Raw genomic sequence first — 26320 nt, 5'->3', positions numbered from 1 at the left:
GGCCCGCCGCGTATGCGGTGGACCGGGGCCCTTCGGTGCGTACGGGGGGTTTCTTCGGTGCGACGGGGTTCCTCGGCGCGCATGGGCCCTTCGTGGGGTTCGGCCGGGTGCGATGTGTGCGCGCGTTCGCCGTGCCGCCGGTCAGGGGCGCCAGAGCCAGGGGTGGGCGTCGACGCCCAGGGCCGCGACCGCCGGGCGACCGTCCGGGGCGAGGTGCAGGGCCGGGGCGTCGAGGGGGACGGGGCCGTGCGTCCGTACGGACAGGCCGCGGGGCGTACGGAGCTGGACCAGACCCTTGCCGGTGCGGCCGAGCAGGACGGGGGAGTGCGCCGGGCCGGCCGCGGTCACGGGGCCGTGGCCGGTGAAGCCCTTACGGTCGGCCACCGGCCGCCCCTGTCCGTGGACGTCGGACCCCTCCGCCGCCTCGCCGGTCCGTACGGTGGTCAGCGCGGCCTTCGCCGCCGCGCGGTAGTAGAGGTCGATCGTCCCGTCCGGGGCCGCCAGCGCGGCCGGGCCGTCGCCCGGGACCGGCACCTCGCCGATCTGGGTGTGCGCGGTCACCGGGTGCTCGGGGGTGTCCTGCGTCCAGTGGTGCACCGCGAACCGGCCCGCCGCGAAGACGTGGACCCGGCCGGCGGCGTCCACCACGGTGCTCAGGCCGTCCTGGACCTCGCCGCCGCCCATGTTCCGCCACTCGCTCCACCGGCCGTCCGTGCCCCGTACCAGGGTGCTGAGACCCTTCTCCGCGTTCCGTACGAAGAGATGGATCCGCCCGTCGGGGGCGGTGACCGCGACCGGGACGCCGATCCGGCGCCCGCCGTCGTGGTCCGGCACCGGGTTCCCCAGCCCCTGCCAGGCACGGAAGTCACCGCCGGGGGACTGCTGTTCCAGCACGACGATCTCGCGTTCGTTGTCCCCGCCGTGTCCGCTGAGCGCCGCGAACCGCAGCCCGAAGAGCAGCTGTCGCCCGTCCGGCAGGCGTGCGCCGCCCAGGATCGGTGCGAGCGGGCCGCCGCCGAGGTCGTCCGGTGCGTTCCACACCCCGCTGCCCGGCGCGCTCTCGCGCCAGCGCACCGCCCGCAGCCCCAGCACCCCGTACGCGACGAGCCGGCCTTCCTGGTCGGTGGCGACGACGGGCCGCGGGCCCGGGTAGCGGTAGTGGGTGGCCCGTACCCAGCCCTTCCGGTTGGTCAACGGTCGGTTGCCGCCCACGCTGTAGTCCCCGCAGCCCGCCGGGTTGCCGCACTGCCAGTCGGCCGAGCCCCCGTACGGCACCAGGTGCGACGCCTTCTCGGCCAGCACGTCGGGCGGCAGATTCTTGGGCCAGTGCCGGTTGTAGTAGCCGCGGAACGCCGTGGTGGCGAAACTCGGCACGCCGCCGCCCATGGCGGTGGTCCGGGCCACCCACCGGATCAGCGCCGTCCAGGTGAAGAGTGCGGCGGCGGTGTGGTCGGGGTGGTCGGAGTAGCCCTTCTGCTCGCTGTCCCGGCGCCGCTCGGCCTCGCTGCTGTGCTGGATGTCGGGGTCCGGGTCCAGGGTGTGCACGATGCTCGGCCGATAGCGGTCGAACAGCCCGTCCAGGACGTCGACGAGCCCGTCGTAGGTGTACGAACCGGCCTTCTGGAGCGGAGAGTCGTCGGCTACGACGGTGGGCAGGACGAGCCGCCGGTCCTGCCAGAGGCTGGGCAGCCCGAGGCGCCCGTACGAGGTGTGCATGGTGGTGTTGATGAAGATCAGCTCGACCCTGTGGCTGCCGTTTCCGAGGCGGTTGATCTCGGCGCGATGGTTGCCATGGAGATCGATGACGGACTTCTGCCACTGGGTGAACCTGCCGAGGCCGAGCAGTGTCGCGTACGCCTGGCGGAGCCCCTGGTGACGTGAGGAGGAGTACGCCCCCCTGTCGGGGGCGGGCAGCGGCCGGCCGGGGACGCGGTTGACGCCGGTGGCCTCGCCCGCGGTCAGATAGACGCAGACCAGTGGTGTCCCGGCGTCGAGAGCCTGCTGGGCGTCCGGGTTCATGAAGTACAGGTCGTCGTCCGGGTGGGCGAGGACCTGCATCATCAGGGGCGGGTGCGGGGTGCTGATCGGCAGGCCGGGCAGCGGGTCGGCGGTGGGGCTGCGGCGACGGGGCGATGCGGGCGCGATGCAGGCGGCGAGGGTGGTCAGGCTCATCGCACCGGCGGCCGTCAGCAGGTGGCGCCGCGACAGTCCCGTACGAGATGTGCGCAACGCAGGTCGATCCGTCACACCGTGCTCCGTCCACTCACCCCGCAGCGGGCAGTGGGGCGCCCAGCGCTGCGTACCGATCCGTGCGGGTGTCAGCGGGGGAATGGCCGCTGCCGCGGGAGGATAGACGGAGATCGACGGGGGAGGGTTGCCTGGTCCGCGCCACCGGACGGGGCACGGGCGGGGCCCGGGGGCACCGAGCGGCCAGGTTCGGGCTCTGCGGAGATGTCCCTCAGGGCCGGTCAGCCACCCCCGCACGGCGGGGGAACCTCAGGGACAAGGGAGTGTGGCATTTGACCATTTTCACTGGTCAGCCCGTAGAACCCGGTAAGTCACCGGCTGAGACCAGCGAGCGCTCCGCCTCCGGAAGCGACGAACCCAGGTGAGGAACGCGCAACGGCCCGCACTGTGCGCGTACCGGGGGAGGGCGGCGTCGTCGATGACAGCCCGGGGCGCTTCGCTCGGCACGGAGGCCGCGTGGGCCGATCCGGTGCGGGAGCGGTGGCGGTCGATCCTGGACACGCAGGGCCGACCGCTCGGCTGAGAGCGGTGCCGCAGCGCGGCGTCAGCGTTTGTCGCTGAGGTCAGAGCGGCCGGTGGTCGTCAGGCCGCTCTGTGTGGGGCTGCCTGTTCGGTGCGGCAGGCGCGGCAGTGTCCGGGGGTGGGGGCGCGGAAGGCGCGGTCGCAGGTGTCGCAGTTCTGGAGCGGGATGACGACGACCTTGCGGCGAGGCGGGGTGAGGTCTGCGGTGCCGGGGAGTGGGGGTGGCAGGAGTGTGGTGATCCGGTGGCGGAGGAGCCTGGCCGGGGGCTTCAGGGGGTTGGGGAGGTCGGTGGTGAGGGCGTGGCGGATCGCGTCGGGGTGGGCGTCGCGTTCGAGCCAGGTGGCGACGCCGGAGGCGAGGGCGGCGATATCGCTTTCGGAGAGGGTGAGCCCGGGGGCGTGGCGGCGGAGGTCGGCGAGGAGCGCGGTGGCCGCGCGCTGAAGCTCCGGCGTGAACTCCTGCGGCTGAGGGAGCGGCGGAGGCGGTGTGGTGCGCGCGGCGGGGGTGGGTTGCGGCTGAGATGCGGGCGCCGGGGGTGCTGCGAGGGCCGGGACGGGGTGCGGTGCGGGTGCGGGTGTGGGCGATGCGGGCGCGGGCGCGGGTGCCGGTGGGGGTGTGGGCGCGGGCCGTGGGGCCGGCTTGCCGGGAGCGGTCCGGGGCCGAGGGGTCGTGATGGGGTGGGCGGTGGCGCCGGGCTGGTTGTACGAGACGGTGCGGGTGACGATGCGGCCGTCGGTGAGGCGTACGCGGCTGCGGTGGAGGTAGCCGTGGGCTTCGAGCTCGCGCAGGGCGGCGGCGATGCGGGTCTCGCTCTCGGGGAAGCGTTCGGCGAGGCGCTTGATGCCGATCCTGGTTCCGGCGGGGAGCGACTGGATGTGGGCGGCGAGCCCGATCGCGGTGAGGGAGAGGCCGCGGTGCTGGGCGAGGTGGTTGCCGATGACGGTGAAGCCCGCGGCATGCCGGAAGTTGATGTGGATGACGCCGGGCGACGATGTGTCACTTCCGGGTACGGGGGACGGGGCGCACGGGGGCACGGTAACCTGCGGGGTATCCATCAGGAAGCTCTCTTCTTCCTCGGTGGTCAGGCCCCCGGTTGAGACTGCGAATCTCGTCGGGGGCCGTCGCATGTCTGGGGTTGTCGCGGCGAGCATAAGCCGACCAACCCACGTGAAATCCAGCCCAGTTGCCCTGTGTCACTCGCGTGAGTGACGAGCGTGGGGCGGGGTCGGGTTTGGGTGGGGAGGGTGTTTTCCCCAGGTTCTTTAAAGCCTTATGCGTCGTGGAGCGCGGAGACGTGGCTCACCGGGTCGTGGGTTTCCGCGACCCGGTGGAGCGGTCGCGTTAAGAGGCCGATGTCGGCCCAGAACGTCTTGCGAGGGACGGGCGAGCCTGGTGCCTCGACGGGTGGAGGGAGAAGAACGCTGAACTCCCGAGTGGGAGCGGAATATTCGGTTCGGTGATTTCTTGGGTCACGTCTCTCGGCGGGGCCGGGCGTGCGTACCGTCAAGAACGATGAGCCCCATACGTATGGAGGTGTCCAAGGCGTGTCCAGTGTTGTCCCGGCCGTCCGGAGTGACGTGCCGGGGGCACCAGGGGTTGGGTCAAGAACGGTAAGCGCGTCGGAAGTGGGGCACGGATGAGCGTGGATGAGGCCGGTACGGAACGCGGGGACACCGGGGCGGACGAGCCGGGCTGGGACATCGATCCCGACGACGATTCGAGCGCGGCCGTGGTCGCGGCGGTGGGCCGCCAGGTCAAGGCATGGCGGGAGGCGGCGGGGCTGCGGGCCGGCGAGTTCGGGACCGCCATCGGGTACGGGGAGGACCTCGTCTACAAGGTGGAGGGCGGCCGCCGCATCCCCCGGCCGGAGTTCCTGGACCGAGCGGATGAGGTGCTGGGGGCGGGCGGAAAACTCGTCGCGATGAAGCAGGACGTGGCGGAGGCCAGGTATCCGAAGAAGATCCGAGGCTTGGCGAAGCTGGAGGCGAAGGCGGTTGAGCTGGAGGCCTATCACCACCACAACATCAACGGACTCTTGCAGACCGAGGAGCACATGCGGGCTCTGTTCGCCTCATGGCTTCCCGCTTACACCGTTGACGAGTTGGAGCGTGTGGTGGCCGCTCGTATGGCCCGGCGCTCGATCTTTGACCGTGTTTCCCTCCCCGTGCTCAGTTTCGTACAGGAAGAAGCGACGCTCCGCCGCCCGGTCGGCGGCAGAACGGTGTGGCGTCGGCAGCTTGAACACCTCCTGGACATGGGGCGGTTGCGGAATGTGGCGATCCAGGTGTTGCCGACCCTGTGTGAGGAACACCCTGGAACGGGCGGACTGATCGAGGTGTTGAAGTTCCCCGACGGCACTGCGGTGGGGCGTTCCGAGGGGGCGTTCAGTGGTCGTCCGGTCTCTGACCCCAAGCAGATCAGGATCCTTGAGATGCGCTATGGGATGATCCGGGCCCAGGCTCTGGCGCCACGGGAATCGCTGGCCTTCATCGAAAAACTGCTGGGGGAGACATGATCCGGAAGACCCTTGTCGGGAACGGCTCCGAGTCGGCGTGGTTCAAGAGCAGCTACAGCAGCAGTGGGGACGGGAACGACTGCGTCGAGGTGGCGACTGCGTCCTGTGCGGTGCGCGTCCGCGACTCGAAGAACGTGCCGGGGCCGCAGCTTGTCTTCGGTGAGGATGCGTGGGCGGGCTTCGTGTCGTATGCCGCCGGGCGCTGACCCTGCACGTACCCTCGCCCCCGCCCCGGGTTGATGCCGGAGCAGGGGCGCGCCCGCGCCCGGGTCCGCCACGCGGTTGTCGAGGCGCAGGGGGCCGAACTCGCCGCACAGTGCCCGGATTCTACGGATGAGGTACCCGGATCCGGAGGCTTGGGCCAAAACGCGGCCCCCGGTCAGGTGCGGGTGACCGTGCCGCATTCCTTCTTGTCGGTGTCGGCGGACAGGGGGGTGCCGCGGTCGTACGGGTCCGATGTCGGGCCGGTGGCGTCCGGGGCGGGGGTGCCGTCGGGGAACTGCGGGTGCACGTAGCCGTCGTGCACGTCGCAGGCGGAGTTGTAGAGCTGGTAGTCGAGTTTTGTCAGGACCGGCTTGCCCGCCGTCGCCCGGTAGCGCGTGGGGTCGTACAGCACCATCGTCAACTCCCTGCGCATCAGCGAGCGTTCGAGCTGCGGCGAGTCCGACGACACCTTGCGTACGGGGTAGACGAAGGTGTAGTCGGCGTGCACCTCGACCGAGCCGGGTTCGCCCGCCTCGAAGGTCATCCGGCCCCGGGTCTTGACCACGTCGCCCACGAGCCGGACCTCCCGGGGGTCGAAGCGTGTGAACAGCGCCAGCGGGTCGTCGTCCTCGGTGGGGTGCTTCAGCGCCTTACGGTACTTGTCCTGGACGTCCTTCTGGCGGGGGTCGAGCAGGTCGAGCGCCACCTCGGGCGATTCCCCGCGCAGGGTGGCCGGGGCGAGGCTCCCCTTCACCAGGAGCTTCTTCATCGTGGCCAGGGCGTGTGCCACCTGCTGCTCGCTCATCCCGCCGACCGCCTTCGCCGGGGGCACCACGATGCCGTCCGCGCCATCGGCCCAGCGGAGTGCGGGCGAGCCCCGGAACGGTTCGGCGAGCGTGGGGCGGTCGGGCGCCGGATCGTCGGCGGGCGGCGACGTCGGCCGGGCGGTCTCCGGCGGCAGCGGGGTCAGAGGGGGCGCGGCGGCTTCGGGATCCCGCCACGGCAGATGGTCCGTCAGCAGGCTCGGTCGTATCGCGACCAGGGCCAGGGCCACCACGAGAGCGAGGATCAGGAACGACACGAAGCCGTTCGACTTCCGCGCGGCGCCCCGCTTCTGCCACTCGGGTCCGGTACGCCAGCCCTCCGGCTGCCAGGAGCCCGTCACCGGGGGCTTCTTCCGCCACGGCAGTCTCCGCCCGCGGGACCGGGAGGCGGCCTCCTCGTCCAGCTCCCGCAGGCGGGCGGCCACCATGCGGGCCCGCGCGGAGGGTTCCTTGGGCGCCTTCTCCCGCCCGGTTCCGCTCTCCGCCTGCCGCAGGAACTCCGCCCACTCCTCGTCGGAGGGCGAGGCGCTGTCCTCGGGCGGCGGTGTCGCTGTACTGCTCATAAGTCCCGTTCCCTGGTGGTGAAAGCCCCGGTGGGCCGAGGCCCTCGACGTCGGTCGGTCGACGGGCCGGTGGGGGAGCGGTGGGGCGGGTGAGGCGAGGGTGCGTGGGGGCAGTGCCGTGACCACTGCTGTGCCCGAGGCGACGAACAGGAGTTCTATCTGTTGTCCGTCGTCGATGTCCAGTGCGCCCGGGCCGGGACGGGGCGTCTCACGGGTGCTCGGTGTGTCGGACCGGGCGGCGGTTCGCCGCCGATCTCCGCCGATCTCCGTCCGTCGGCCGCGTCGGGCGGGGTGCGGGTCGGGCCGGTCGCGTACCGCGCACAGGACCGTCGGTGGGGCACGGGCACGGGCACGGGCGCGGGCGTTCGGGGCGGCTGCTGCGGGGCCCGCGGGACGCAGTTCATGGAGTCTTCGTCCGAGTGACGCCTGTGAGGACCGGTTCGTCCCTCGCGCGCACTTAGCTTGCGGGGCATCAGCCCGACGCTCGTCCTCCGCGGAGACATCCATGTGCAGCCCGCTCCATCAGCCCGACGGTCCGCTCCTGCCCGGTTCCAGCCGTCGTACGTTCCTGCGGGCCACCGCACTGACCGGGGCCGCCGCCGCGGCCACCGGGCTCGTGTCCGCCGACCCCGCTGTCGCCCGGTCCTCGCAGGGCTCCCCCGCTGCCGCGACGGCCGCCTGGCGGCCCGACTTCGAGAGCCCCAGGTTCACGTTCGTCGTCATGCCGGACACCCAGTACCTCTTCGACGGGGCGAGCATCGACAAGGCGCCGGTCGAGGCGTCGTTGCGTTACGTCCTCGACCACGGACGCGACGAGAACATCGTCTTCCTCTCCCACCTGGGCGACCTCACCGAGAGCGGTCAGGCGGCCGAGTGCGGCGCGATCGGCAAGGCGTTCGAGCTGCTCGACCGGCGACGGGTCGGTTACAGCGTCGTCGCGGGCAACCACGACATCAAGTCGTCGACCGACGACCAGCGCGGCCGTACTCCGTACCTGGACACCTTCGGTCCGCAGCGGATGCGGCGCCTGCCGACGTTCGGGGGCGCGACCGCGGACGGGTACAACACGTACCACCTGTTCCGCGCCGCCGGGCGCGAGTGGCTGGTGCTGGCGCTGGACTGGAGGCCGTCGGCGGCCGGCCTCGCCTGGGCGAAGAAGGTCATCGCCCAGCATCCGCACACCCCGGTCATCCTCACCACCCACGAGCTGGTGTACGCGAACGCCGACGGCGACGAGGCCGAGTTCTCCGGCCACGGAAAGCACCTGTGGGACGAGCTGATCGCCGGGAACGACCAGATCTTCCTCACCCTCAACGGGCACTACTGGCCCGCCGGGCGCACCACCCGCAAGAACGCGGCGGGCAACGATGTCCATCTGCACATCACCAACTACCAGAACCGGTACTACGGCGGCAGCGCGATGATCCGCCTCTACCGCTTCGACCTGGCCAGGAACACCATCGATGTGGAGACGATCTCCCCGTGGATCCTCGGCCGCGCGGGCGGGACCCTCAACGAACTGGAGCGCGGTGAGGTCGAGCTGACCGGACCGCAGGACCGGTTCGCCGTTCCCATCGACTTCGAGAAGCGGTTCTCGGGTTTTGCGCCCGTGGCTGTGCGCGGCCCCCGTCCGGCCGAGCGGATGCTGATACCAGGCACCATCGCCTACTGGCGCTTCGACTCCCCCTCGCACCCGGACGGCTCCGCCGCCGCAGCCGCGCTGCGCGTCCCCGACCTGTCGGGGCACCGCAACGACCTGGTGCGCGAAGCCGTCCCCGGCAGTGCGCCCGACGCGCTGCGCTGGTCCAGCGGCCACCACCCCGACCAGCCCGGCCACGGCAGCCTCTACTTCGACGGCTCGAAGTCACCGCTCCGGGGCGCGTACCTGCGTACGGAGAACGACGCACCGCTCAACACCATGACCTTCAGGTCCGGTTACACCATCGAGGCGTTCCTCCGCCTGCCCGCCGACTGGGACGCCGGACGCAATGCCTGGGGCGGCGTGCTCGGCCGCCGGGGCACGCTCGCGGCGGCGGGCAAGACCTCCGGCGACCTGGAGGAGCCCGTCGCCACCCTCTCCGTATCCGACGGCCCTGGACTCCAGTGGGCGGCGGCGCCGCTGAACCAGCCGGGAGGCGTCACCAACTGGAGCCATGAACTGCTGCGGGAGCGGTGGTGGCACGTGGCCGTCGTCAACGACACGAAGCACACGACGATGTACATCGACGGGTGCGTCGTCGCCCGGAACCCGGCCACCCGCGCCACCGGTCTCGCCACCGCGGGACTGCCCTGGCTGCTCGGCGCCTACGAGTACGGGGGCAGGCTCGACCAGTTGATGCGCGGCTGGGTCGGCGATGTCCGGGTCGTCGAACGCGCACTCCCCGTGAGGAGCTTCATGATCGCCTGAGTGGCATGGTTACGGCCACGGTTGCGTCCGCCGGCCGCCCCGCCCGGGTGAGTCGGGCCCCGGGCAGGCCGCGCAGCAGTTCCCCGCCGATCTCCGCCAGCCGGGCCGCGTCGGGCGGGGTGCGGCCCAGGCCGATGGCGTACCGGACGTGGGTCGCGTCGGCGGCGTACGGGCGGGGCCAGGCGTGGGCGTCCGGTGTGCCCGCCTCGGCGAGGGCGGCGAGCAGGGCGAGGACGCGGCCCCGGAAGCGGCCCTCGTCCTCGCCCCGTCGCACGGAGACGACCGCCCAGGCGGTGTGCCGTTCATGGAGCGGTGGCCGGGCGCGGAGCAGCGTACGCGGCACAGGGTGGGTGCAAGGGGTGGACTCCAGGATCTCCCAGGCGCGCAGCAGCTCCTCGACGACGAGGTCGCGGCCCGCCGCCGAGACCTGCGTGGTGCAGGAGCGCACGGGGGCGGTCGGGGTCAGCACGGTGAGGGGGTGCTGAGCGGCGTCCGGGCTCCCCTCGGCCTCCTCGACGCCGGCTGGTGCGTCCCAGTCCCACGTCGCCCAGGTCGCGAAGAAGTGCCGGAGCAGGCGGAGCGGTGGCAGATCGCCCGACTCGCGCGCGGTACGGGCCGCGAGGACCGACCAGGCAAGGCCCGGCAGCCCGCCGCACGGTGCGGAGTCCAGGCCGCGCGCCCGCGCCCACGCCTTGACCTCGCGGGCGAGTCCGGCGAACGCGGCCCGGTGCGGGTCCGCCGCCGCGAGCACCGCGTCCGCGTCGCTCACCGCGCTGAGCGCCCTGGCCGCCGTCCCGCCCAGCTCGGTGCGGCGGTCCACCGCCTCGGCCGGAGGAAGGGACCCGGTCGGGACGGTCACCAGATCCACCCGCAGACCGCCGAGGCCGAAGCGCAGGCCGGGCACCCGGGCGCCGGTCACCTCGCGCAGGTCGACGGCGTCCGGCAGGCTGGCCGCCAGGCGCTCCCGAACGCCGACACGCGCCGGATCCCCGTCGCCCGGCAGCGCCGCGACCAGGTCCACGTCCGCGCCGGGCAGCGCGCAGCCCATCCGCCGCGAGCCCACCAGGTGGACCCGGGCTTCCGGCAGGGCCGCCGCCACCCGGCGGACGATCTCGGCCGCCCATGCCTCGTCGGTGCCGTCGGTCTCGTCGGCCGTGTCCGCCGCGAAAGTCTCCTCGTCCTGCGCCGCGCCCGTCCTCAGCTCCACCCGCACCCCGAAGTGGTCCGAGACGTACAGCCCGTCCGGCGTCGGCACGTCGCCCAGCAGCGCCGCCGCCACCGGCCGCCACCCCTCCGCGCGGACCAGCACCCGGTCCAGCCGGGACGCCCGGCCCGACAGGGAGGAGACGGCGGCCAGCGGATTGACCGACGGGTCGAACGTCGGCGTCCGGTCGGCCGCACCGCGCGCCCTGCTCCAGGCGTCCGCCATCCCCAGCCGCTCCTGTGGGGCGTCCCCGCCGTCGTTGAAGTCGCCGAGCAGCAGCACATCGCCCTCGACGGCCGTCAACCCCGTTGCCAGGTCGGTCAGTTGGTCATCGCGCAGTGCGGCACCGTCCGCCGAGTGGTCGCTGCTGAGATGGGTGACCGCTACTGTGACCGGCCCCTCCTCGCCCTCCACCACGACGGCGGCGACCGCCTTGTGCGGACCGAGCGCGTGCAGGCCCGCCTCCCGCACCGGGAGTCTGCTGAGCAGCAGCAGACCGCAGTCGGCGACGTCCCGGCCGCCCGGATCGGTCCCGAGCGTGTAGTGCTCGCGGACCCAGGGCGCCTCCAACAGCAGGGCAAGCAGGGCGGGTTCGGCCTCCTGGAGCGCGATGACGTCCGCGTCCGCCGCACGCAGGGCCTCCAGCAGCAGTGGCCTGCGTCGGGCGGTGTCGATGCGGTCGCTGTCGTAACGGTCCCAGAGCGTGTTCCAGGTCAGCACCGTCAGGCGACCGGAAGACGCCTCCATCAGAGGGCCGGAAGACGCCCCCGCCGGCACGTCGGCGGACTGCACGGTCAGCGGGCCGACGGCCACGGGACGCACCGGAGTGTCCCCCTCCACCGGCGCCCAGGCGCCCCGGGACGCGCAGAACGCGTGCGGGGTCCGCGAGGTGAAGTACGGGGACGGCAGCCGCCGCGGGGCGCGTACCCGCCCGGCCTCCGTCGCGTCGATCCGGTCCACGCCCGCCGCCCGGTCCCACACCACCTCGCCGTCCGCCTCGATGAACAGCACCCGGTGCCAGGGGATCTCGCCGCCCGGCGTGAACCGGGGGAGCGGCACCCGCTTCGGCGCCCTCCCGCGCTGCGCCACGCCCAGCACGAAGCGCGCCGGCTCGAACCGGGCGTCCCAGCGGACCCGGTGGTAGATCTCCTCGCTGGTACGCATCCGTGCTCCGTGCCCTTCCTCTTCCTCGCTGTCCGCTTCCTCGCTGTACGTGCGCCCGCCGACCCACCTGTGCGCGCGACCTCTAAGCCCGGTCCTCCACCGTCCCGCTCGCGCCGACGTACCAGGTGCGGTGCGCCTGACCCGGGTACGGGGGCGCGTACCGGCGCAGCTGCGAGGCCAGCACCTCCGGCGGCACCGGGTGGGCGCGCCGCCCGTTGCGGCGGACCAGCTCCGCCTCCTCGACCACCGTCACGGCGTGGGTGACCAGCGCGTCCCGCCGCCGGGCCACCGTGTGCACCAGAGAACGCTGGTGCGCGTTGAGCGAGGTGGCGTCCCAGACGACCGTGCCGCCCGCCGCGAGCGCGGCGTCCAGCCGGTCCAGGCCCTCGCGCAGCACCTCTCCGTTGGCCCGCTGGTCGGCGCGCGAGCCCCGGGCCCCGCGCAGGTCGTCCAGGGACACGTACGCGTCCACGTCCGGCAGGCCCAGGGCGAAGGTGCTCTTGCCGCCGCCCGACGGGCCGACCAGCTGGATCAGGCACGGGAAGTCCCCGTCGCGCCACCGCCAGGTCGCGGCGACCGCCTCGTCGACGGTGCTGATCCGGCCCAGCGCGTACGCCTCGCGGGCCTGCGCGCGGCAGCGGTCCGCGGCCATCGGCTCCAGGTCCGCGAACGCCTCGTCCAGCCCGGCCGGCTCCCGCACGTCCTGTGCGTGCAGCGCCGACCACTCCACCTGCTCGCGCTCCTCGTCGTTCCCCGCGACGGCCGCGGCCAGCGCGTGCAGCGCCTCCAGGTCGGCGGCGAGCGACATCCGGGCCAGGCCGGTGCGCCGTTCCTCGTCCGGGTACGGGCGGTGCAGCGAGGGGTGCAGCCCGACGAGGTCGGCGACGCGGCGGGCCACCGGCATGCCCACGGTCCGTGCCAGCGCGGGCGCCAGCTCCGTGCGCCGCCCCCGGTGCAGCAGCGCGGCCAGGACGCCGGTCAGCCGGTCGTCGCCGGTGCGGCCCAGCGCGTCGAGCGCGTCGGACATCGCGACGGCGGCCTCGGCGTCCGGCCCGGAACCAGCGCCCGCGACGGCCCCGTCCGACCCGCGAACCGCGTCCCGCACGGCGGCCCCGGCGTCCCACACGGACGCCCCCGACGCCTCGGCCAGCGCCGCCGCGTCCACGGGCGCGCCGGACCGTACGGCCCAGAGGGCCGCCGCCGGACCGAGCCCGTTCTCCACCACGGCGGCGTGCATCCAGTGCGTGTCGGTCCGTACGTGGCCGGGCCGCACCCACTTCGCCACCAGGCGCCCGAAGTCCGCCGCGTCGAAGCCGTCGACGGGGCGGACGACGTACCCCTCCTGCCGGCCGGTGTCCGGCCGCAGCGCCCGCAAAGCCTTCTCGGCACGGGCGTCGAGCACCCCGCGCCACAGCACCGGCGGCACCGGTATCCCCAGGCCGCGCAGGAAGTCCACCGTCCGGTCCCAGTCCAGGCAGTGCTCCCCGTCCCAGACGGAGAAGCCGTAGAAGAAGCTCTCCAGACCGTCGTACGAGAGGGAGTGGCGGGCGAACATGTTCTCGCCGCACACCCGCCGTCCCGGGGGGATTCGGGAGCCGATCCGGCCCTGGAGCGCCTTCACCCAGCCCCGCGAGGGGTGGTGGGCGGAGTCGAGGGAGCGGGCGTGCAGACCGTCGGCGTAGAGCGTGGTGTTCTCGCCGTCCAGCTTCTCGGTCACGACCACCTCGCGGCCCGCCGGCCCGGAGAGGTCCGCGATCCGCACGTCGTCCGAGGTGGCCCCGGGGGACCAGGGCAGGTGCGGAGTGCGCGGATAGTGCGTACGCATGACAAGGGCCCCTGGTGACGGAGAGACGGTACGGCGCTGGTGGGAACAGACGTCCGGCCGGTCACTGTAGGGGTGGGGAGTGGCCGGGTTCGACCGGTTTACGGTCTGGGGAGCAAGAGGGAGTGGGCTCCCGACGCCCTGCGACTCCGCCTCCCGCGTTGTCGTCGGTCACCGACGCTCGTTCCCCGAGCTCTCAGCTGCTTTCGAGCAGGGGAGGCCCCATCCGGCTCCCTCCTCCGCCTTGGATTCGAAGCCGCATGACGCCGCTCGCTGATCCACTCCCTCTTGTTCCCCAGGCCGTTGCGCGGTGACGGCCCGGTGCGGCGTGCCCGCCACGCACGCGTGGTCGGCGCCTGCCGTACGGCCCCCGACGTGCCCCGTACGGCCCACGGAACCACTCCGACGCCCGCCCGCGTTTGACCCGTCGGGTGCGGGGGGTACTATCTCCGGCCCGATTGGCCAGGCCCGTGGCCCGTATGGCACACTGCTCAGGTTGCTCGGTTGAGTGTCAATGCTGCGCGCCTCCCGCCGGGAGGACCGGAAGCGAGTCCCACAGTACTCGTCGACCCCCTGCGGGTCGGACGTACGGGAATCTTCCGGGAAGCGTCAGCGGGGCCCCGGCCAGGCACCCGGCGGGTATTCACCCCCGATGCTCCTCGCGGAGCACGACGCGGCCCTCGGGTCCGCACCCCCTCGGTACGGGAGATTCCTCAGGGAATTCCACGTGGAGGGGTTGCGACACGCCCGACCGCGTGGGTCGGAGGTGGAGGCAGGACCGCCGGGTTCCAGAGCGTTAGCGAGAGACAGGACTACTAGTAGCCATGGCGGGACAGAAGATCCGCATCCGGCTCAAGGCCTACGACCACGAGGTCATCGACTCCTCGGCGAAGAAGATCGTCGAGACGGTGACTCGCACGGGTGCGTCGGTCGCGGGCCCGGTGCCGCTGCCCACTGAGAAGAACGTGTACTGCGTCATCAAGTCGCCGCACAAGTACAAGGACTCGCGCGAGCACTTCGAGATGCGCACGCACAAGCGCCTCATCGACATCCTCGACCCCACGCCGAAGACGGTTGACTCGCTGATGCGTCTCGACCTGCCGGCGGGCGTCGACATCGAGATCAAGCTCTGAGGTGACGCGCGAGATGGCTAAGAACATCAAGGGCATCCTGGGCGAGAAGCTCGGCATGACGCAGGTCTGGGACGAGAACAACCGGGTCGTCCCGGTGACCGTCGTCAAGGCCGGCCCGAACGTCGTGACCCAGGTCCGTACGAACGACAGCGACGGCTACGAGTCGGTCCAGATCGCCTTCGGCGAGATCGACCCGCGCAAGGTGAACAAGCCCCTCAAGGGCCACTTCGCCAAGGCCGACGTGACCCCGCGCCGCCACCTGGTGGAGCTCCGCACCGCTGACGCCGCCGAGTACACGCTCGGTCAGGAGATCACCGCCGAGGTCTTCGAGGCCGGCGTCAAGGTCGACGTCACCGGCAAGAGCAAGGGCAAGGGCTTCGCCGGCGCCATGAAGCGCCACAACTTCCATGGTGGCAAGGCCTCCCACGGTGCCCACCGCGTGCACCGCAAGCCCGGTTCGATCGGTGGCTGCGCCACCCCGGGCCGTGTCTTCAAGGGCATGCGCATGGCCGGCCGCATGGGCAACGAGCGCGTCACCACCCAGAACCTGACCGTTCACGCCGTTGACGCGGAGAAGGGTCTGCTCCTCATCAAGGGAGCCGTCCCGGGTCCGAACGGCGGCCTCGTCCTGGTCCGTACTGCGGCCAAGGGGGCCTGAGGAACCGATGAGCACCATTGACATCCTTTCGCCGGCAGGCGACAAGGCCGGGACCGTCGAGCTCCCCGCGGAGATCTTCGACGCGAAGACCAGCGTTCCGCTGATCCACCAGGTCGTCGTCGCACAGCTGGCAGCTGCCCGTCAGGGCACGCACAAGACCAAGACTCGCGGCGAGGTCCGCGGCGGTGGCAAGAAGCCGTACCGCCAGAAGGGCACCGGCCGCGCCCGTCAGGGTTCGACCCGCGCTCCGCAGTTCGCCGGCGGTGGCGTCGTCCACGGCCCGCAGCCGCGTGACTACTCGCAGCGGACCCCGAAGAAGATGAAGGCCGCCGCCCTGCGCGGTGCCCTCTCGGACCGGGCCCGTCACTCCCGCATCCACGTCGTCACCGGCGTGGTCGAGGGTGCCGTCTCCACCAAGGCCGCCAAGACGCTGTTCGGCAAGATCACGGAGCGCAAGAACCTGCTCCTGGTCGTCGACCGCGCCGACGAGGCCGCGTGGCTGTCCGCCCGCAACCTGCCCCAGGTGCACATCCTGGAGCCGGGCCAGCTGAACACGTACGACGTGATCGTCTCCGACGACGTGGTCTTCACCCAGGCCGCCCTCGAGTCCTTCGTGTCTGGCCCCCAGACCGCTGAGACCGAAGGGAGCGACGCCTGATGAGCGAGGCGACCGTTACCAGCAAGACCTACACGGACCCGCGCGACGTCCTCGTCAAGCCGGTCGTGTCGGAGAAGAGCTACGCGCTGCTCGACGAGAACAAGTACACGTTCATCGTCGCGCCGGGCTCCAACAAGACCCAGATCAAGCAGGCCGTCGAGGCGGTCTTCTCGGTCAAGGTCACCGGGGTCAACACGATCAACCGGCAGGGCAAGCGCAAGCGCACCCGCACCGGTTTCGGCAAGCGCGCCGACACCAAGCGCGCCATCGTGACCCTCGCCGAGGGCGACCGTATCGACATCTTCGGCGGTCCGACCGCCTAAGGGGCGGTCTGGATCGTCCGGAATCGGACGAGGACTGAGAAATGGGTATCCGCAAGTACAAGCCGACGACCCCGGGCCGTCGTGGCTCCAGCGTCGCCGACTTTGTCGAGATCACGCGGTCCACGCCGGAGAAGTCGCTGGTCCGCCCCCTGCACAACAAGGGCGGCCGTAACAACGCCGGTCGTGTGACCGTTCGCCACCAGGGTGGTGGCCACAAGCGCGCCTACCGCGTGATCGACTTCCGTCGTCACGACAAGGACGGCGTGCCGGCCAAGGTCGCGCACATCGAGTACGACCCCAACCGCACCGCGCGCATCGCGCTCCTGCACTACGCGGACGGCGAGAAGCGCTACATCATCGCGCCGCGTGGCCTGTCGCAGGGCGACCGTGTCGAGAACGGCCCCGCCGCCGACATCAAGCCCGGCAACAACCTGGCGCTGCGCAACATCCCGGTCGGTACGACCATCCACGCCATCGAGCTGCGGCCCGGCGGCGGCGCGAAGTTCGCCCGCTCCGCGGGTGCCTCCGTGCAGCTGCTGGCGAAGGAGGGCTCCATGGCCCACCTCCGTATGCCGTCGGGTGAGATCCGCCTGGTCGACGCGCGCTGCCGCGCCACCATCGGCGAGGTCGGCAACGCCGAGCAGTCGAACATCAACTGGGGCAAGGCCGGCCGCATGCGCTGGAAGGGCGTCCGCCCGACCGTCCGCGGTGTCGCGATGAACCCGGTTGACCACCCGCACGGTGGTGGTGAGGGCAAGACCTCCGGTGGTCGCCACCCGGTCTCGCCGTGGGGTCAGAAGGAGGGTCGTACTCGTTCTCCCAAGAAGGCGAGCAACAAGTACATCGTCCGCCGCCGCAAGACGAACAAGAAGCGCTAGGAGCGGGTTTAGATGCCGCGCAGTCTCAAGAAGGGGCCCTTCGTCGACGGCCACCTCATCAAGAAGGTGGACGCGCAGAACGAGGCAGGCACCAAGAACGTCATCAAGACCTGGTCCCGTCGCTCGATGATCGTCCCGGCGATGCTGGGTCACACCATCGCGGTGCACAACGGCAAGATCCACGTCCCGGTGTTCGTCACCGAGTCGATGGTCGGCCACAAGCTCGGCGAGTTCTCGCCGACTCGCACCTTCCGCGGCCACGTCAAGGACGACCGGAAGTCGAAGCGCCGCTAAGCGGGGTGGAACGACTCATGACTTACACCGAAGGGACAACCATGGAAGCCAGGGCCCAGGCGCGGTACATCCGCGTCACGCCCATGAAGGCCCGCCGCGTGGTGGACCTCATCCGTGGCATGGACGCCACGGAGGCTCAGGCGGTCCTGCGTTTCGCCCCGCAGGCCGCGAGCGTGCCGGTTGGCAAGGTGCTGGACAGCGCCATCGCCAACGCCGCACACAACTACGACCACACCGACGCCTCCACGCTGGTCATCAGCGAGGCGTACGTGGACGAGGGCCCGACCCTGAAGCGGTTCCGGCCGCGCGCCCAGGGCCGTGCCTACCGGATCCGTAAGCGGACCAGCCACATCACCGTGGTCGTCAGCAGCAAGGAAGGAACCCGGTAATGGGCCAGAAGGTAAACCCGCACGGGTTCCGACTCGGCATTACCACGGACTTCAAGTCCCGCTGGTACGCCGACAAGCTGTACAAGGACTACGTCAAGGAAGACGTCGCCATTCGTCGCATGATGACGAAGGGCATGGAGCGGGCCGGCATCTCCAAGGTGGAGATCGAGCGCACCCGCGACCGCGTCCGCGTTGACATCCACACCGCTCGCCCGGGCATCGTCATCGGCCGCCGCGGCGCCGAGGCCGACCGCATCCGCGGCGAGCTGGAGAAGCTCACCGGCAAGCAGGTCCAGCTGAACATCCTCGAGGTCAAGAACCCCGAGGTGGACGCTCAGCTGGTGGCCCAGGCCGTCGCCGAGCAGCTGTCCTCCCGCGTCTCCTTCCGTCGTGCCATGCGCAAGAGCATGCAGAGCTCGATGAAGGCCGGCGCCAAGGGCATCAAGATCCAGTGCGGTGGCCGCCTCGGCGGCGCCGAGATGTCCCGCTCGGAGTTCTACCGCGAGGGCCGTGTGCCCCTGCACACGCTCCGCGCGAACGTCGACTACGGCTTCTTCGAGGCCAAGACAACCTTCGGCCGCATCGGTGTGAAGGTCTGGATCTACAAGGGCGACGTCAAGAACATCGCCGAGGTCCGCGCCGAGAACGCCGCCGCCCGCGCCGGCAACCGCCCGGCCCGTGGTGGCGCCGACCGCCCGGCCGGCCGCGGTCGCGGTGGCGAGCGTGGCGGCCGCGGCCGCAAGCCGCAGCAGCAGTCGGCTCCGGCCGAGGCCCCCAAGGCCGAGGCTCCCGCCGCTGCCGCTCCGGCTGCTGAGAGCACCGGAACGGAGGCCTGACCGAAATGCTGATCCCCCGTAGGGTCAAGCACCGCAAGCAGCACCACCCGAAGCGCAGCGGTATGTCCAAGGGTGGCACGCAGGTTGCGTTCGGCGAGTACGGCATCCAGGCGCTGACCCCGGCGTACGTGACGAACCGCCAGATCGAGGCGGCTCGTATCGCGATGACCCGCCACATCAAGCGTGGCGGCAAGGTCTGGATCAACATCTACCCGGACCGTCCCCTGACGAAGAAGCCGGCCGAGACCCGCATGGGTTCCGGTAAGGGTTCTCCCGAGTGGTGGATCGCGAACGTCAAGCCGGGTCGGGTGATGTTCGAGCTGTCCTACCCGAACGAGAAGATTGCTCGTGAGGCGCTCACCCGCGCTGCTCACAAGCTTCCGATGAAGTGCCGCATCGTTCGGCGCGAGGCAGGTGAGGCGTGATGTCGGCCGGAACCAAGGCGTCCGAGCTGCGCGAGCTGGGCAACGAGGAGCTGCTCAACAAGCTCCGCGAGGCCAAGGAAGAGCTGTTCAACCTCCGCTTCCAGGCGGCGACCGGACAGCTCGAGAACCACGGCCGGCTCAAGTCCGTCCGTAAGGACATCGCCCGGATCTACACCCTGATGCGCGAGCGTGAGCTGGGCATCGAGACGGTGGAGAGCGCCTGATGAGCGAGAAGACTGTGACTGAGACGAACACCGACCGCGGTTTCCGCAAGACCCGTGAGGGTCTGGTCGTCAGCGACAAGATGGACAAGACCGTCGTCGTCGCCGTCGAGGACCGTGTGAAGCACGCGCTGTACGGCAAGGTCATCCGCCGTACGAACAAGCTGAAGGCTCACGACGAGCAGAACGCCGCGGGCGTCGGCGACCGCGTCCTCCTCATGGAGACCCGGCCGCTGTCCGCGACGAAGCGCTGGCGCGTCGTCGAGATCCTCGAGAAGGCCAAGTAATTCCTGAGGGGCATCCCCCTCAGGCAAGTTCCGCCAGGCTCGGTGGGGTCCGCTCCGGACACGGGGCGGCCCCCACCGGGAACCGGCAGACGATCAGGAGATAGACGTGATCCAGCAGGAGTCGCGACTCCGCGTCGCCGACAACACGGGTGCGAAGGAAATCCTCACCATCCGTGTTCTCGGTGGTTCGGGTCGCCGCTACGCGGGCATCGGTGACGTCATCGTCGCCACCGTCAAGGACGCGATCCCCGGTGGCAACGTGAAGAAGGGTGACGTCGTCAAGGCCGTCATCGTTCGCACCGTCAAGGAGCGTCGTCGTCAGGATGGCTCGTACATCCGCTTCGACGAGAACGCCGCCGTCATTCTGAAGAACGACGGCGACCCCCGCGGCACCCGCATCTTCGGCCCGGTGGGCCGGGAGCTGCGCGAGAAGAAGTTCATGAAGATCATCTCGCTCGCGCCGGAGGTGCTGTAAGCATGAAGATCAAGAAGGGCGACCTGGTACAGGTCATCACCGGTAAGGACAAGGGCAAGCAGGGCAAGGTCATCGTGGCCTACCCGGCTCAGGACCGTGTCCTCGTCGAGGGTGTCAACCGGGTCAAGAAGCACACCAAGGCCGGTCAGACGGCTCGCGGTTCGCAGACCGGCGGCATCGTCACCACCGAGGCCCCGATTCACGTCAGCAACGTGCAGCTGGTCGTGGAGAAGGACGGCAAGAAGGTCGTCACCCGCGTCGGCTACCGCTTCGACGACGAGGGCAACAAGATCCGCGTTGCCAAGCGGACCGGTGAGGACATCTGATGACTGCCACCACTGCGCCGCGTCTCAAGACGCGCTACCGCGAGGAAATCGCCGGCAAGCTGCGTGAGGAGTTCTCCTACGAGAACGTCATGCAGGTCCCCGGCCTGGTCAAGATCGTGGTCAACATGGGTGTGGGCGACGCCGCCCGCGACTCCAAGCTGATCGACGGCGCCGTGCGCGACCTCACCACGATCACCGGCCAGAAGCCGGCCGTCACCAAGGCCCGCAAGTCCATCGCGCAGTTCAAGCTGCGCGAGGGCCAGCCGATCGGCTGCCACGTCACCCTCCGCGGTGACCGGATGTGGGAGTTCCTGGACCGTACGCTGTCGCTCGCGCTGCCGCGTATCCGTGACTTCCGCGGCCTGTCGCCGAAGCAGTTCGACGGCCGTGGCAACTACACCTTCGGTCTCACGGAGCAGGTCATGTTCCACGAGATCGACCAGGACAAGATCGACCGGGTCCGGGGCATGGACATCACCGTGGTGACCACGGCGACCAACGACGACGAGGGTCGTGCCCTCCTTCGTCACCTCGGCTTCCCGTTCAAGGAGAACTGACCGTGGCGAAGAAGGCTCTGATCGCTAAGGCCGCCCGCAAGCCGAAGTTCGGCGTCCGCGCGTACACGCGGTGCCAGCGCTGCGGCCGGCCCCACTCCGTCTACCGCAAGTTCGGCCTGTGCCGCGTGTGCCTTCGTGAGATGGCTCACCGCGGCGAGCTGCCGGGCGTGACCAAGAGCTCCTGGTAATTCCCCTCCGCCCCCTGGGCGTTGGGAATCACCCGGAAGCTCTCGGTAAGCATCTGGTCGGCGGGAGCCCCGCCTCGCATGCCGTAGGCTTGCGGGGTTGGGCGCCTGCCGCCCATGACCGACTTACTACGCCGTAGGTCCCCGCACCGCACCCGTCCCGCCTCTGAGCGGGGAGAGGGATGGCGCATACAGGAAACCCCGGCGAGAGAGGCCGAAGGCCAATTCATGACCATGACTGATCCGATCGCAGACATGCTCACGCGTCTGCGTAACGCGAACTCGGCTTACCACGACTCGGTGTCGATGCCGCACAGCAAGATCAAGTCGCACATCGCGGAGATCCTCCAGCAGGAGGGCTTCATCACCGGCTGGAAGGTCGAGGACGCCGAGGTCGGCAAGAACCTCGTCCTGGAGCTGAAGTTCGGCCCGAACCGCGAGCGTTCGATCGCCGGCATCAAGCGCATCTCCAAGCCGGGTCTGCGTGTCTACGCAAAGTCCACCAACCTGCCGAAGGTCCTCGGCGGCCTGGGCGTGGCGATCATCTCCACGTCCCACGGTCTCCTGACCGGCCAGCAGGCGCAGAAGAAGGGCGTAGGTGGGGAAGTCCTCGCCTACGTCTGGTAGTCGGGAACGGAGGAAAAGCTCATGTCGCGAATCGGCAAGCTCCCCATCCAGGTTCCCGCCGGTGTGGACGTCACCATCGACGGCCGCACGGTCGCCGTGAAGGGCCCCAAGGGCACTCTCACGCACACCGTCGCGTCGCCGATCGAGGTCACCAAGGGTGAGGACGGCGTCGTGAACGTCACCCGCCCGAACGACGAGCGTCAGAACAAGGCCCTGCACGGCCTGTCCCGCACGCTGGTGGCGAACATGATCACCGGTGTGACCCAGGGATACACCAAGGCGCTCGAGATCAGCGGTGTCGGTTACCGCGTCCAGGCGAAGGGCTCCAACCTGGAGTTCGCCCTGGGCTACAGCCACCCGATCACGGTCGAGGCGCCGGAAGGCATCACCTTCAAGGTCGAGTCCCCGACCAAGCTGTCGGTCGAGGGCATCGACAAGCAGAAGGTCGGCGAGGTGGCGGCCAACATCCGCAAGCTGCGGAAGCCCGACCCGTACAAGGCGAAGGGCGTCAAGTACGCCGGCGAGGTCATCCGCCGCAAGGTCGGAAAGGCTGGTAAGTAGCCATGGCATACGGCGTGAAGATCGCCAAGGGCGACGCCTACAAGCGCGCCGCCCGCAAGCGTCGCCACATCCGTGTCCGCAAGTACGTCTCGGGTACGCCGGAGCGTCCCCGTCTGGTCGTGACGCGGTCCAACCGCCACATGGTGGCCCAGGTCATCGACGACGTCGCGGGTCACACCCTCGCGTCGGCGTCCACCCTGGACGTCTCCATCCGTGGTGGCGAGGCTGACAAGAGCACCCAGGCCAAGCAGGTCGGCGCACTGGTCGCTGAGCGCGCCAAGGCCGCAGGCGTCGAGGCCGTCGTGTTCGACCGCGGAGGCAACCAGTACGCCGGGCGGATTGCCGCTCTGGCTGACGCCGCCCGTGAAGCCGGGCTGAAGTTCTGAGCCCCGGTTCCTACGCACAGCGGACGTAACAGAGAGAGGTAAATCCAATGGCTGGACCCCAGCGCCGCGGCAGCGGTGCCGGTGGCGGCGAGCGGCGGGACCGGAAGGGCCGTGACGGCGGCGCAGCTGCCGCCGAGAAGACCGCTTACGTCGAGCGCGTCGTCGCGATCAACCGTGTCGCCAAGGTTGTGAAGGGTGGTCGTCGCTTCAGCTTCACCGCGCTGGTCGTGGTGGGCGACGGTGACGGCACCGTCGGTGTCGGCTACGGCAAGGCCAAGGAAGTTCCCGCGGCCATCGCCAAGGGCGTCGAGGAGGCCAAGAAGAACTTCTTCAAGGTCCCCCGCATCCAGGGCACCATTCCGCACCCGATCCAGGGCGAGAAGGCAGCGGGCGTCGTCCTGCTCAAGCCGGCTTCCCCCGGTACCGGTGTGATCGCCGGTGGCCCGGTGCGCGCCGTCCTGGAGTGCGCCGGCGTTCACGACATCCTGTCGAAGTCGCTCGGCTCCGATAACCAGATCAACATCGTGCACGCGACCGTGGCGGCCCTCAAGGGCCTGCAGCGTCCCGAGGAGATCGCGGCCCGCCGCGGTCTGCCGCTCGAGGACGTCGCTCCCGCGGCCCTGCTTCGTGCGCGTGCGGGAGCGGGTGCGTAATGGCCCGCCTCAAGATCACGCAGACGAAGTCGTACATCGGCAGCAAGCAGAACCACCGCGACACGCTGCGTTCGCTCGGGCTCAAGCGCCTGAACGACGTGGTCGTCAAGGAGGACCGCCCCGAGTTCCGCGGCATGGTGCACACCGTCCGCCACCTCGTGACGGTCGAGGAGGTCGACTGACATGGCGGAGAACAAGCCGCTGAAGGCCCATGACCTCCGGCCCGCCCCGGGTGCCAAGACCGCCAAGACCCGTGTGGGTCGTGGTGAGGCGTCCAAGGGTAAGACCGCCGGTCGTGGCACCAAGGGCACCAAGGCCCGCTACCAGGTTCCGGAGCGCTTCGAGGGTGGGCAGATGCCCCTCCACATGCGTCTCCCGAAGCTCAAGGGCTTCAAGAACCCGTTCCGCACCGAGTACCAGGTCGTGAACCTGGACCGTCTCGCGGCCCTCTACCCCGAGGGTGGCGAGGTCACCGTGGCCGACCTGGTCGCCAAGGGTGCCGTGCGCAACAACCACCTCGTCAAGGTCCTCGGACAGGGCGAGATCTCCGTGGCGCTGCAGGTGACGGTCGACGCCGTCTCCGGCTCCGCCAAGGAGAAGATCACCGCCGCCGGCGGTACCGTCACCGAGCTCGTCTGAGACGACTCGATGGCCTGAACATCCGACCGGGGATGCCTCTCATATGGGGCATCCCCGGTTGGTCGTTCCTTGGGGGGCATGGTCGCCGGTAAGGTGGCGTGCGTTGTTGTGTGGTATCCCCTGGCCCCGGCCCGGGGAGCCGCTGATTTGTTTCGTATTTGTCGAACCTCAAGACCGTCACCTCTTCGCATTGCGCGGGGGTCGCAGGAGGCACCGTGCTCACCGCGTTCGCCCGGGCGTTCAAGACGCCCGACCTGCGCAAGAAGCTGCTGTTCACGCTCGGCATCATCGTGATCTACCGGCTCGGGGCGCACATCCCGGCTCCGGGAGTGAGCTACGAGAACGTCCAGATCTGTGTGGATCAGGCCAGTAAGGGCAACAACAGCCTCTTCGGCCTGGTGAACATGTTCAGTGGCGGCGCGCTGCTCCAGATCACGATCTTCGCTCTCGGCATCATGCCGTACATCACGGCCAGCATCATTCTCCAGCTGCTGACCGTGGTGATTCCCCGACTCGAGGCGCTCAAGAAGGAGGGACAGAGCGGCCAGGCCAAGATCACGCAGTACACGCGTTATCTGACCGTCGCGCTCGCCATCCTCCAGGGCACCGGCCTGGTGGCCACCGCCACCAGCGGCGCGCTGTTCAGCGGCTGCCCGGTCGCCGACCAGATCGTGCCGGACCATTCGATCTTCACCACCGTCGTCATGGTGATCACGATGACCGCGGGCACCGCGGCCGTGATGTGGCTCGGTGAGCTCATCACCGACCGCGGTATCGGCAACGGCATGTCGATCCTGATGTTCATCTCGATCGCCGCCAGCTTCCCGGGCTCCCTGTGGGCCATCAAGACCAGCGGCAAGCTGGCCGACGGCTGGATCGAGTTCGGCACCGTCATCCTGATCGGCTTCGTGATGGTCGGGCTCGTCGTCTTCGTCGAGCAGGCCCAGCGCCGGATCCCGGTGCAGTACGCGAAGCGGATGATCGGCCGCAGGTCGTACGGCGGCACCTCGACGTACATCCCGCTGAAGGTGAACCAGGCGGGTGTGATCCCCGTCATCTTCGCTTCTTCGCTGCTCTACATCCCCGCCCTGATCGTGCAGTTCTCCAACTCGAACGCGGGCTGGGCGACCTGGATCCGGGACAACTTCGTCACGGGCGACCACCCTTACTACATCACCGCGTACTTCCTCCTGATCGTGTTCTTCGCCTTCTTCTACGTGGCGATCTCGTTCAACCCCGAGGAAGTCGCCGACAACATGAAGAAGTATGGTGGGTTCATCCCGGGTATCCGGGCTGGTCGACCTACTGCCGAGTACCTGAGCTATGTGCTCAACAGGATCACTTGGCCGGGCTCGCTGTATCTGGGCCTGATCGCTCTGGTGCCGACAATGGCGTTGGCAGGCTTCGGCGGTGCCAATCAGAACTTCCCGTTCGGCGGGACGAGCATCCTGATCATCGTGGGTGTGGGTCTGGAGACCGTGAAGCAGATCGAGAGTCAGCTCCAGCAGCGCAATTACGAAGGGTTCCTCCGCTGATGCGAATCGTCCTCGTCGGGCCGCCCGGTGCCGGCAAGGGAACGCAGGCTGCGTACCTTGCCAAGAACCTGTCGATTCCGCAGATCTCCACGGGCGATCTCTTCCGCGCCAACATCAGCCAGGGCACGGACCTTGGCAAGCAGGCCCGTGCCTACATGGACGCGGGGCAGTTGGTTCCGGACGAGGTCACCATCGGGATGGCCAAGGACCGCATGTCCCAGCCGGACGCCGAGAACGGGTTCCTGCTGGACGGTTTCCCGCGCAACGTGGGTCAGGCCGAGGCTCTCGACGCCATGCTCAAGGACGAGGGCACGAAGCTGGACGCGGTCCTGGACCTGGAGGTCCCCGAGGACGAGGTGGTCAAGCGCATCGCCGGCCGCCGGATCTGCCGCAACGACGGCTCGCACGTCTTCCACGTCGCGTACAACCCGCCGAAGACCGAGGGCGTCTGCGACGTCTGCGGCGGCGAGCTGTACCAGCGCGACGACGACAGCGAGGAGACGGTGCGCACCCGGCTGGAGGTCTACCACACGCAGACCGAGCCGATCATCGACTACTACCGGGCGCAGAACCTGGTGGTCACCATCTCCGCGCTCGGCAAGGTCACGGACGTGACCGAGCGGGCGATGGAGGCCCTGAAGTCCGCCAAGGACTGAGCGGGACCTTCGCAGTACTCGTACAGTCGGGGGGGGGGGGCGCGGGGGGGGGGGGCGCCGGGGGGGGGGGGGGGGGTTGTTGCTGAAGCAGCCCCCCCCCACGAAGACTACAGTGGGCGCGCAAGAGTGGGGTTACTAAAAGAAC

At 69.9% G+C, this 26320-nt stretch carries 31 protein-coding genes; 26 read left to right on the top strand and 5 right to left on the bottom strand.

Features of this window, described 5'->3' with window-relative positions:
- Positions 1-141 precede the first annotated feature (141 nt).
- Together ACFYXM_RS16915 and ACFYXM_RS16910 are read right to left on the bottom strand one after the other, a co-directional pair.
- Positions 142-2172: a PIG-L family deacetylase gene (locus tag ACFYXM_RS16915; protein WP_389290027.1), complete on the bottom strand. Its 2031-nt coding sequence runs from the start codon at positions 2170-2172 to the stop codon at positions 142-144.
- A 657-nt stretch (positions 2173-2829) separates the two neighbouring features.
- Positions 2830-3825 (bottom strand): helix-turn-helix domain-containing protein, encoded by a 996-nt coding sequence (locus ACFYXM_RS16910; protein WP_389289988.1) that lies wholly within the window; start codon positions 3823-3825, stop codon positions 2830-2832.
- A gap of 581 nt (positions 3826-4406) precedes the next feature.
- Here ACFYXM_RS16910 and ACFYXM_RS16905 point away from each other — a divergent pair.
- On the top strand, positions 4407-5285 hold the full coding sequence (locus tag ACFYXM_RS16905; protein WP_389289986.1) for a helix-turn-helix domain-containing protein: 879 nt from the start codon (positions 4407-4409) through the stop codon (positions 5283-5285).
- Positions 5282-5491, top strand: a complete 210-nt coding sequence (locus ACFYXM_RS16900; RefSeq protein WP_389289984.1) for a DUF397 domain-containing protein — start codon at positions 5282-5284, stop codon at positions 5489-5491. Before ACFYXM_RS16905 ends, ACFYXM_RS16900 begins: the two co-directional genes overlap by 4 nt.
- Before the next feature lie 173 nt (positions 5492-5664).
- Here ACFYXM_RS16900 and ACFYXM_RS16895 read toward each other — a convergent pair whose 3' ends face one another.
- On the bottom strand, positions 5665-6876 hold the full coding sequence (locus tag ACFYXM_RS16895) for a hypothetical protein (RefSeq protein WP_389289982.1): 1212 nt from the start codon (positions 6874-6876) through the stop codon (positions 5665-5667).
- 505 nt (positions 6877-7381) lie between these two features.
- Between ACFYXM_RS16895 and ACFYXM_RS16890 the strand changes: the two genes are divergently transcribed.
- Positions 7382-9283 carry a LamG-like jellyroll fold domain-containing protein gene (locus tag ACFYXM_RS16890; protein ID WP_389289980.1) on the top strand — a complete coding sequence of 634 codons (1902 nt, stop codon included), beginning with the start codon at positions 7382-7384 and terminating at the stop codon, positions 9281-9283.
- Here ACFYXM_RS16890 and ACFYXM_RS16885 read toward each other — a convergent pair.
- Positions 9270-11651, bottom strand: coding sequence for a poly(A) polymerase (locus ACFYXM_RS16885; RefSeq protein ID WP_389289979.1), 2382 nt, complete (start codon positions 11649-11651; stop codon positions 9270-9272). The genes ACFYXM_RS16890 and ACFYXM_RS16885 overlap by 14 nt on opposite strands.
- Positions 11652-11733: 82 nt before the next feature.
- Positions 11734-13476, bottom strand: a complete 1743-nt coding sequence (locus ACFYXM_RS16880; RefSeq protein WP_389289977.1) for an RNA ligase family protein — start codon at positions 13474-13476, stop codon at positions 11734-11736.
- A gap of 821 nt (positions 13477-14297) precedes the next feature.
- Between ACFYXM_RS16880 and rpsJ the strand changes: the two genes are divergently transcribed.
- From rpsJ to ACFYXM_RS16765, 23 genes are all read left to right on the top strand, one after another.
- Positions 14298-14606: a 30S ribosomal protein S10 gene (gene rpsJ / locus ACFYXM_RS16875; protein WP_003948644.1), complete on the top strand. Its 309-nt coding sequence runs from the start codon at positions 14298-14300 to the stop codon at positions 14604-14606.
- A 13-nt stretch (positions 14607-14619) separates the two neighbouring features.
- The gene (rplC, locus tag ACFYXM_RS16870) at positions 14620-15264 is read left to right on the top strand and encodes a 50S ribosomal protein L3 (protein WP_389289976.1); all 645 of its coding nucleotides are present in this window, start codon (positions 14620-14622) and stop codon (positions 15262-15264) included.
- Positions 15265-15271: 7 nt separating this feature from the next.
- Positions 15272-15922, top strand: a complete 651-nt coding sequence (rplD, locus tag ACFYXM_RS16865) for a 50S ribosomal protein L4 (protein WP_389289974.1) — start codon at positions 15272-15274, stop codon at positions 15920-15922.
- A complete protein-coding gene (gene rplW / locus ACFYXM_RS16860) occupies positions 15922-16245 on the top strand; it encodes a 50S ribosomal protein L23 (protein WP_073786776.1) in 324 nt (107 codons plus the stop codon). Before rplD ends, rplW begins: the two co-directional genes overlap by 1 nt.
- A gap of 41 nt (positions 16246-16286) precedes the next feature.
- Positions 16287-17123, top strand: a complete 837-nt coding sequence (rplB, locus tag ACFYXM_RS16855; RefSeq protein WP_073786778.1) for a 50S ribosomal protein L2 — start codon at positions 16287-16289, stop codon at positions 17121-17123.
- 12 nt (positions 17124-17135) lie between these two features.
- Positions 17136-17417, top strand: coding sequence for a 30S ribosomal protein S19 (rpsS, locus tag ACFYXM_RS16850; protein ID WP_283853425.1), 282 nt, complete (start codon positions 17136-17138; stop codon positions 17415-17417).
- A 41-nt stretch (positions 17418-17458) separates the two neighbouring features.
- A complete protein-coding gene (rplV, locus tag ACFYXM_RS16845; RefSeq protein WP_009997296.1) occupies positions 17459-17806 on the top strand; it encodes a 50S ribosomal protein L22 in 348 nt (115 codons plus the stop codon).
- Complete coding sequence (gene rpsC, locus ACFYXM_RS16840) at positions 17806-18642, top strand: 30S ribosomal protein S3 (RefSeq protein WP_073786782.1); 837 nt, start codon at positions 17806-17808, stop codon at positions 18640-18642. Before rplV ends, rpsC begins: the two co-directional genes overlap by 1 nt.
- Positions 18643-18647: 5 nt before the next feature.
- On the top strand, positions 18648-19067 hold the full coding sequence (rplP, locus tag ACFYXM_RS16835) for a 50S ribosomal protein L16 (protein WP_072485538.1): 420 nt from the start codon (positions 18648-18650) through the stop codon (positions 19065-19067).
- The gene (gene rpmC / locus ACFYXM_RS16830; protein WP_015035581.1) at positions 19067-19291 is read left to right on the top strand and encodes a 50S ribosomal protein L29; all 225 of its coding nucleotides are present in this window, start codon (positions 19067-19069) and stop codon (positions 19289-19291) included. The genes rplP and rpmC overlap by 1 nt, the downstream gene beginning before the upstream one ends.
- Positions 19291-19575 carry a 30S ribosomal protein S17 gene (gene rpsQ, locus ACFYXM_RS16825; RefSeq protein WP_030977953.1) on the top strand — a complete coding sequence of 95 codons (285 nt, stop codon included), beginning with the start codon at positions 19291-19293 and terminating at the stop codon, positions 19573-19575. The genes rpmC and rpsQ overlap by 1 nt, the downstream gene beginning before the upstream one ends.
- A 106-nt stretch (positions 19576-19681) precedes the next feature.
- Entirely contained in the window at positions 19682-20050 is a 369-nt protein-coding gene (gene rplN, locus ACFYXM_RS16820) for a 50S ribosomal protein L14 (protein WP_003966950.1), read from the top strand.
- 2 nt (positions 20051-20052) lie between these two features.
- On the top strand, positions 20053-20376 hold the full coding sequence (gene rplX / locus ACFYXM_RS16815) for a 50S ribosomal protein L24 (protein ID WP_073786786.1): 324 nt from the start codon (positions 20053-20055) through the stop codon (positions 20374-20376).
- The gene (rplE, locus tag ACFYXM_RS16810; protein ID WP_006126888.1) at positions 20376-20933 is read left to right on the top strand and encodes a 50S ribosomal protein L5; all 558 of its coding nucleotides are present in this window, start codon (positions 20376-20378) and stop codon (positions 20931-20933) included. The genes rplX and rplE overlap by 1 nt, the downstream gene beginning before the upstream one ends.
- Positions 20934-20935: 2 nt before the next feature.
- Positions 20936-21121, top strand: coding sequence for a type Z 30S ribosomal protein S14 (locus tag ACFYXM_RS16805; protein WP_003956452.1), 186 nt, complete (start codon positions 20936-20938; stop codon positions 21119-21121).
- A gap of 225 nt (positions 21122-21346) precedes the next feature.
- Positions 21347-21745, top strand: coding sequence for a 30S ribosomal protein S8 (rpsH, locus tag ACFYXM_RS16800; protein WP_019888762.1), 399 nt, complete (start codon positions 21347-21349; stop codon positions 21743-21745).
- Positions 21746-21766: 21 nt separating this feature from the next.
- Positions 21767-22306: a 50S ribosomal protein L6 gene (gene rplF, locus ACFYXM_RS16795; protein ID WP_389289971.1), complete on the top strand. Its 540-nt coding sequence runs from the start codon at positions 21767-21769 to the stop codon at positions 22304-22306.
- A gap of 2 nt (positions 22307-22308) precedes the next feature.
- Positions 22309-22692, top strand: a complete 384-nt coding sequence (rplR, locus tag ACFYXM_RS16790) for a 50S ribosomal protein L18 (protein WP_360118649.1) — start codon at positions 22309-22311, stop codon at positions 22690-22692.
- Positions 22693-22739: 47 nt separating this feature from the next.
- Positions 22740-23345, top strand: a complete 606-nt coding sequence (gene rpsE, locus ACFYXM_RS16785) for a 30S ribosomal protein S5 (RefSeq protein WP_389289969.1) — start codon at positions 22740-22742, stop codon at positions 23343-23345.
- Positions 23345-23527: a 50S ribosomal protein L30 gene (rpmD, locus tag ACFYXM_RS16780; RefSeq protein WP_005313525.1), complete on the top strand. Its 183-nt coding sequence runs from the start codon at positions 23345-23347 to the stop codon at positions 23525-23527. The genes rpsE and rpmD overlap by 1 nt, the downstream gene beginning before the upstream one ends.
- Position 23528: 1 nt before the next feature.
- Positions 23529-23984: a 50S ribosomal protein L15 gene (rplO, locus tag ACFYXM_RS16775; protein WP_073786794.1), complete on the top strand. Its 456-nt coding sequence runs from the start codon at positions 23529-23531 to the stop codon at positions 23982-23984.
- A 215-nt stretch (positions 23985-24199) separates the two neighbouring features.
- The gene (gene secY, locus ACFYXM_RS16770; protein ID WP_389289967.1) at positions 24200-25519 is read left to right on the top strand and encodes a preprotein translocase subunit SecY; all 1320 of its coding nucleotides are present in this window, start codon (positions 24200-24202) and stop codon (positions 25517-25519) included.
- The gene (locus ACFYXM_RS16765; RefSeq protein WP_389289966.1) at positions 25519-26175 is read left to right on the top strand and encodes an adenylate kinase; all 657 of its coding nucleotides are present in this window, start codon (positions 25519-25521) and stop codon (positions 26173-26175) included. The genes secY and ACFYXM_RS16765 overlap by 1 nt, the downstream gene beginning before the upstream one ends.
- Positions 26176-26320 lie beyond the last annotated feature (145 nt).

Source organism: Streptomyces sp. NPDC002476 (assembly GCF_042889785.1).
In the GTDB taxonomy this organism is placed as follows: Bacteria; Actinomycetota; Actinomycetes; order Streptomycetales; family Streptomycetaceae; genus Streptomyces.
The sequence above is the reverse complement of the archived record's forward strand: the minus strand, read 5'-3'. Positions and strand labels throughout refer to the sequence as shown.

Bases quoted from the DNA above. Each gene is read 5' to 3' on its own strand.
- ACFYXM_RS16915 (WP_389290027.1), bottom strand. From the start codon at position 2,172: ATGAGCCTGACCACCCTCGCCGCCTGCATCGCGCCCGCATCGCCCCGT.
- ACFYXM_RS16910 (WP_389289988.1), bottom strand. From the start codon at position 3,825: ATGGATACCCCGCAGGTTACCGTGCCCCCGTGCGCCCCGTCCCCCGTA.
- ACFYXM_RS16905 (WP_389289986.1), top strand. From the start codon at position 4,407: ATGAGCGTGGATGAGGCCGGTACGGAACGCGGGGACACCGGGGCGGAC.
- ACFYXM_RS16900 (WP_389289984.1), top strand. From the start codon at position 5,282: ATGATCCGGAAGACCCTTGTCGGGAACGGCTCCGAGTCGGCGTGGTTC.
- ACFYXM_RS16895 (WP_389289982.1), bottom strand. From the start codon at position 6,876: ATGAGCAGTACAGCGACACCGCCGCCCGAGGACAGCGCCTCGCCCTCC.
- ACFYXM_RS16890 (WP_389289980.1), top strand. From the start codon at position 7,382: ATGTGCAGCCCGCTCCATCAGCCCGACGGTCCGCTCCTGCCCGGTTCC.
- ACFYXM_RS16885 (WP_389289979.1), bottom strand. From the start codon at position 11,651: ATGCGTACCAGCGAGGAGATCTACCACCGGGTCCGCTGGGACGCCCGG.
- ACFYXM_RS16880 (WP_389289977.1), bottom strand. From the start codon at position 13,476: ATGCGTACGCACTATCCGCGCACTCCGCACCTGCCCTGGTCCCCCGGG.
- rpsJ (WP_003948644.1), top strand. From the start codon at position 14,298: ATGGCGGGACAGAAGATCCGCATCCGGCTCAAGGCCTACGACCACGAG.
- rplC (WP_389289976.1), top strand. From the start codon at position 14,620: ATGGCTAAGAACATCAAGGGCATCCTGGGCGAGAAGCTCGGCATGACG.
- rplD (WP_389289974.1), top strand. From the start codon at position 15,272: ATGAGCACCATTGACATCCTTTCGCCGGCAGGCGACAAGGCCGGGACC.
- rplW (WP_073786776.1), top strand. From the start codon at position 15,922: ATGAGCGAGGCGACCGTTACCAGCAAGACCTACACGGACCCGCGCGAC.
- rplB (WP_073786778.1), top strand. From the start codon at position 16,287: ATGGGTATCCGCAAGTACAAGCCGACGACCCCGGGCCGTCGTGGCTCC.
- rpsS (WP_283853425.1), top strand. From the start codon at position 17,136: ATGCCGCGCAGTCTCAAGAAGGGGCCCTTCGTCGACGGCCACCTCATC.
- rplV (WP_009997296.1), top strand. From the start codon at position 17,459: ATGGAAGCCAGGGCCCAGGCGCGGTACATCCGCGTCACGCCCATGAAG.
- rpsC (WP_073786782.1), top strand. From the start codon at position 17,806: ATGGGCCAGAAGGTAAACCCGCACGGGTTCCGACTCGGCATTACCACG.
- rplP (WP_072485538.1), top strand. From the start codon at position 18,648: ATGCTGATCCCCCGTAGGGTCAAGCACCGCAAGCAGCACCACCCGAAG.
- rpmC (WP_015035581.1), top strand. From the start codon at position 19,067: ATGTCGGCCGGAACCAAGGCGTCCGAGCTGCGCGAGCTGGGCAACGAG.
- rpsQ (WP_030977953.1), top strand. From the start codon at position 19,291: ATGAGCGAGAAGACTGTGACTGAGACGAACACCGACCGCGGTTTCCGC.
- rplX (WP_073786786.1), top strand. From the start codon at position 20,053: ATGAAGATCAAGAAGGGCGACCTGGTACAGGTCATCACCGGTAAGGAC.
- rplE (WP_006126888.1), top strand. From the start codon at position 20,376: ATGACTGCCACCACTGCGCCGCGTCTCAAGACGCGCTACCGCGAGGAA.
- rpsH (WP_019888762.1), top strand. From the start codon at position 21,347: ATGACCATGACTGATCCGATCGCAGACATGCTCACGCGTCTGCGTAAC.
- rplF (WP_389289971.1), top strand. From the start codon at position 21,767: ATGTCGCGAATCGGCAAGCTCCCCATCCAGGTTCCCGCCGGTGTGGAC.
- rplR (WP_360118649.1), top strand. From the start codon at position 22,309: ATGGCATACGGCGTGAAGATCGCCAAGGGCGACGCCTACAAGCGCGCC.
- rpsE (WP_389289969.1), top strand. From the start codon at position 22,740: ATGGCTGGACCCCAGCGCCGCGGCAGCGGTGCCGGTGGCGGCGAGCGG.
- rpmD (WP_005313525.1), top strand. From the start codon at position 23,345: ATGGCCCGCCTCAAGATCACGCAGACGAAGTCGTACATCGGCAGCAAG.
- rplO (WP_073786794.1), top strand. From the start codon at position 23,529: ATGGCGGAGAACAAGCCGCTGAAGGCCCATGACCTCCGGCCCGCCCCG.
- ACFYXM_RS16765 (WP_389289966.1), top strand. From the start codon at position 25,519: ATGCGAATCGTCCTCGTCGGGCCGCCCGGTGCCGGCAAGGGAACGCAG.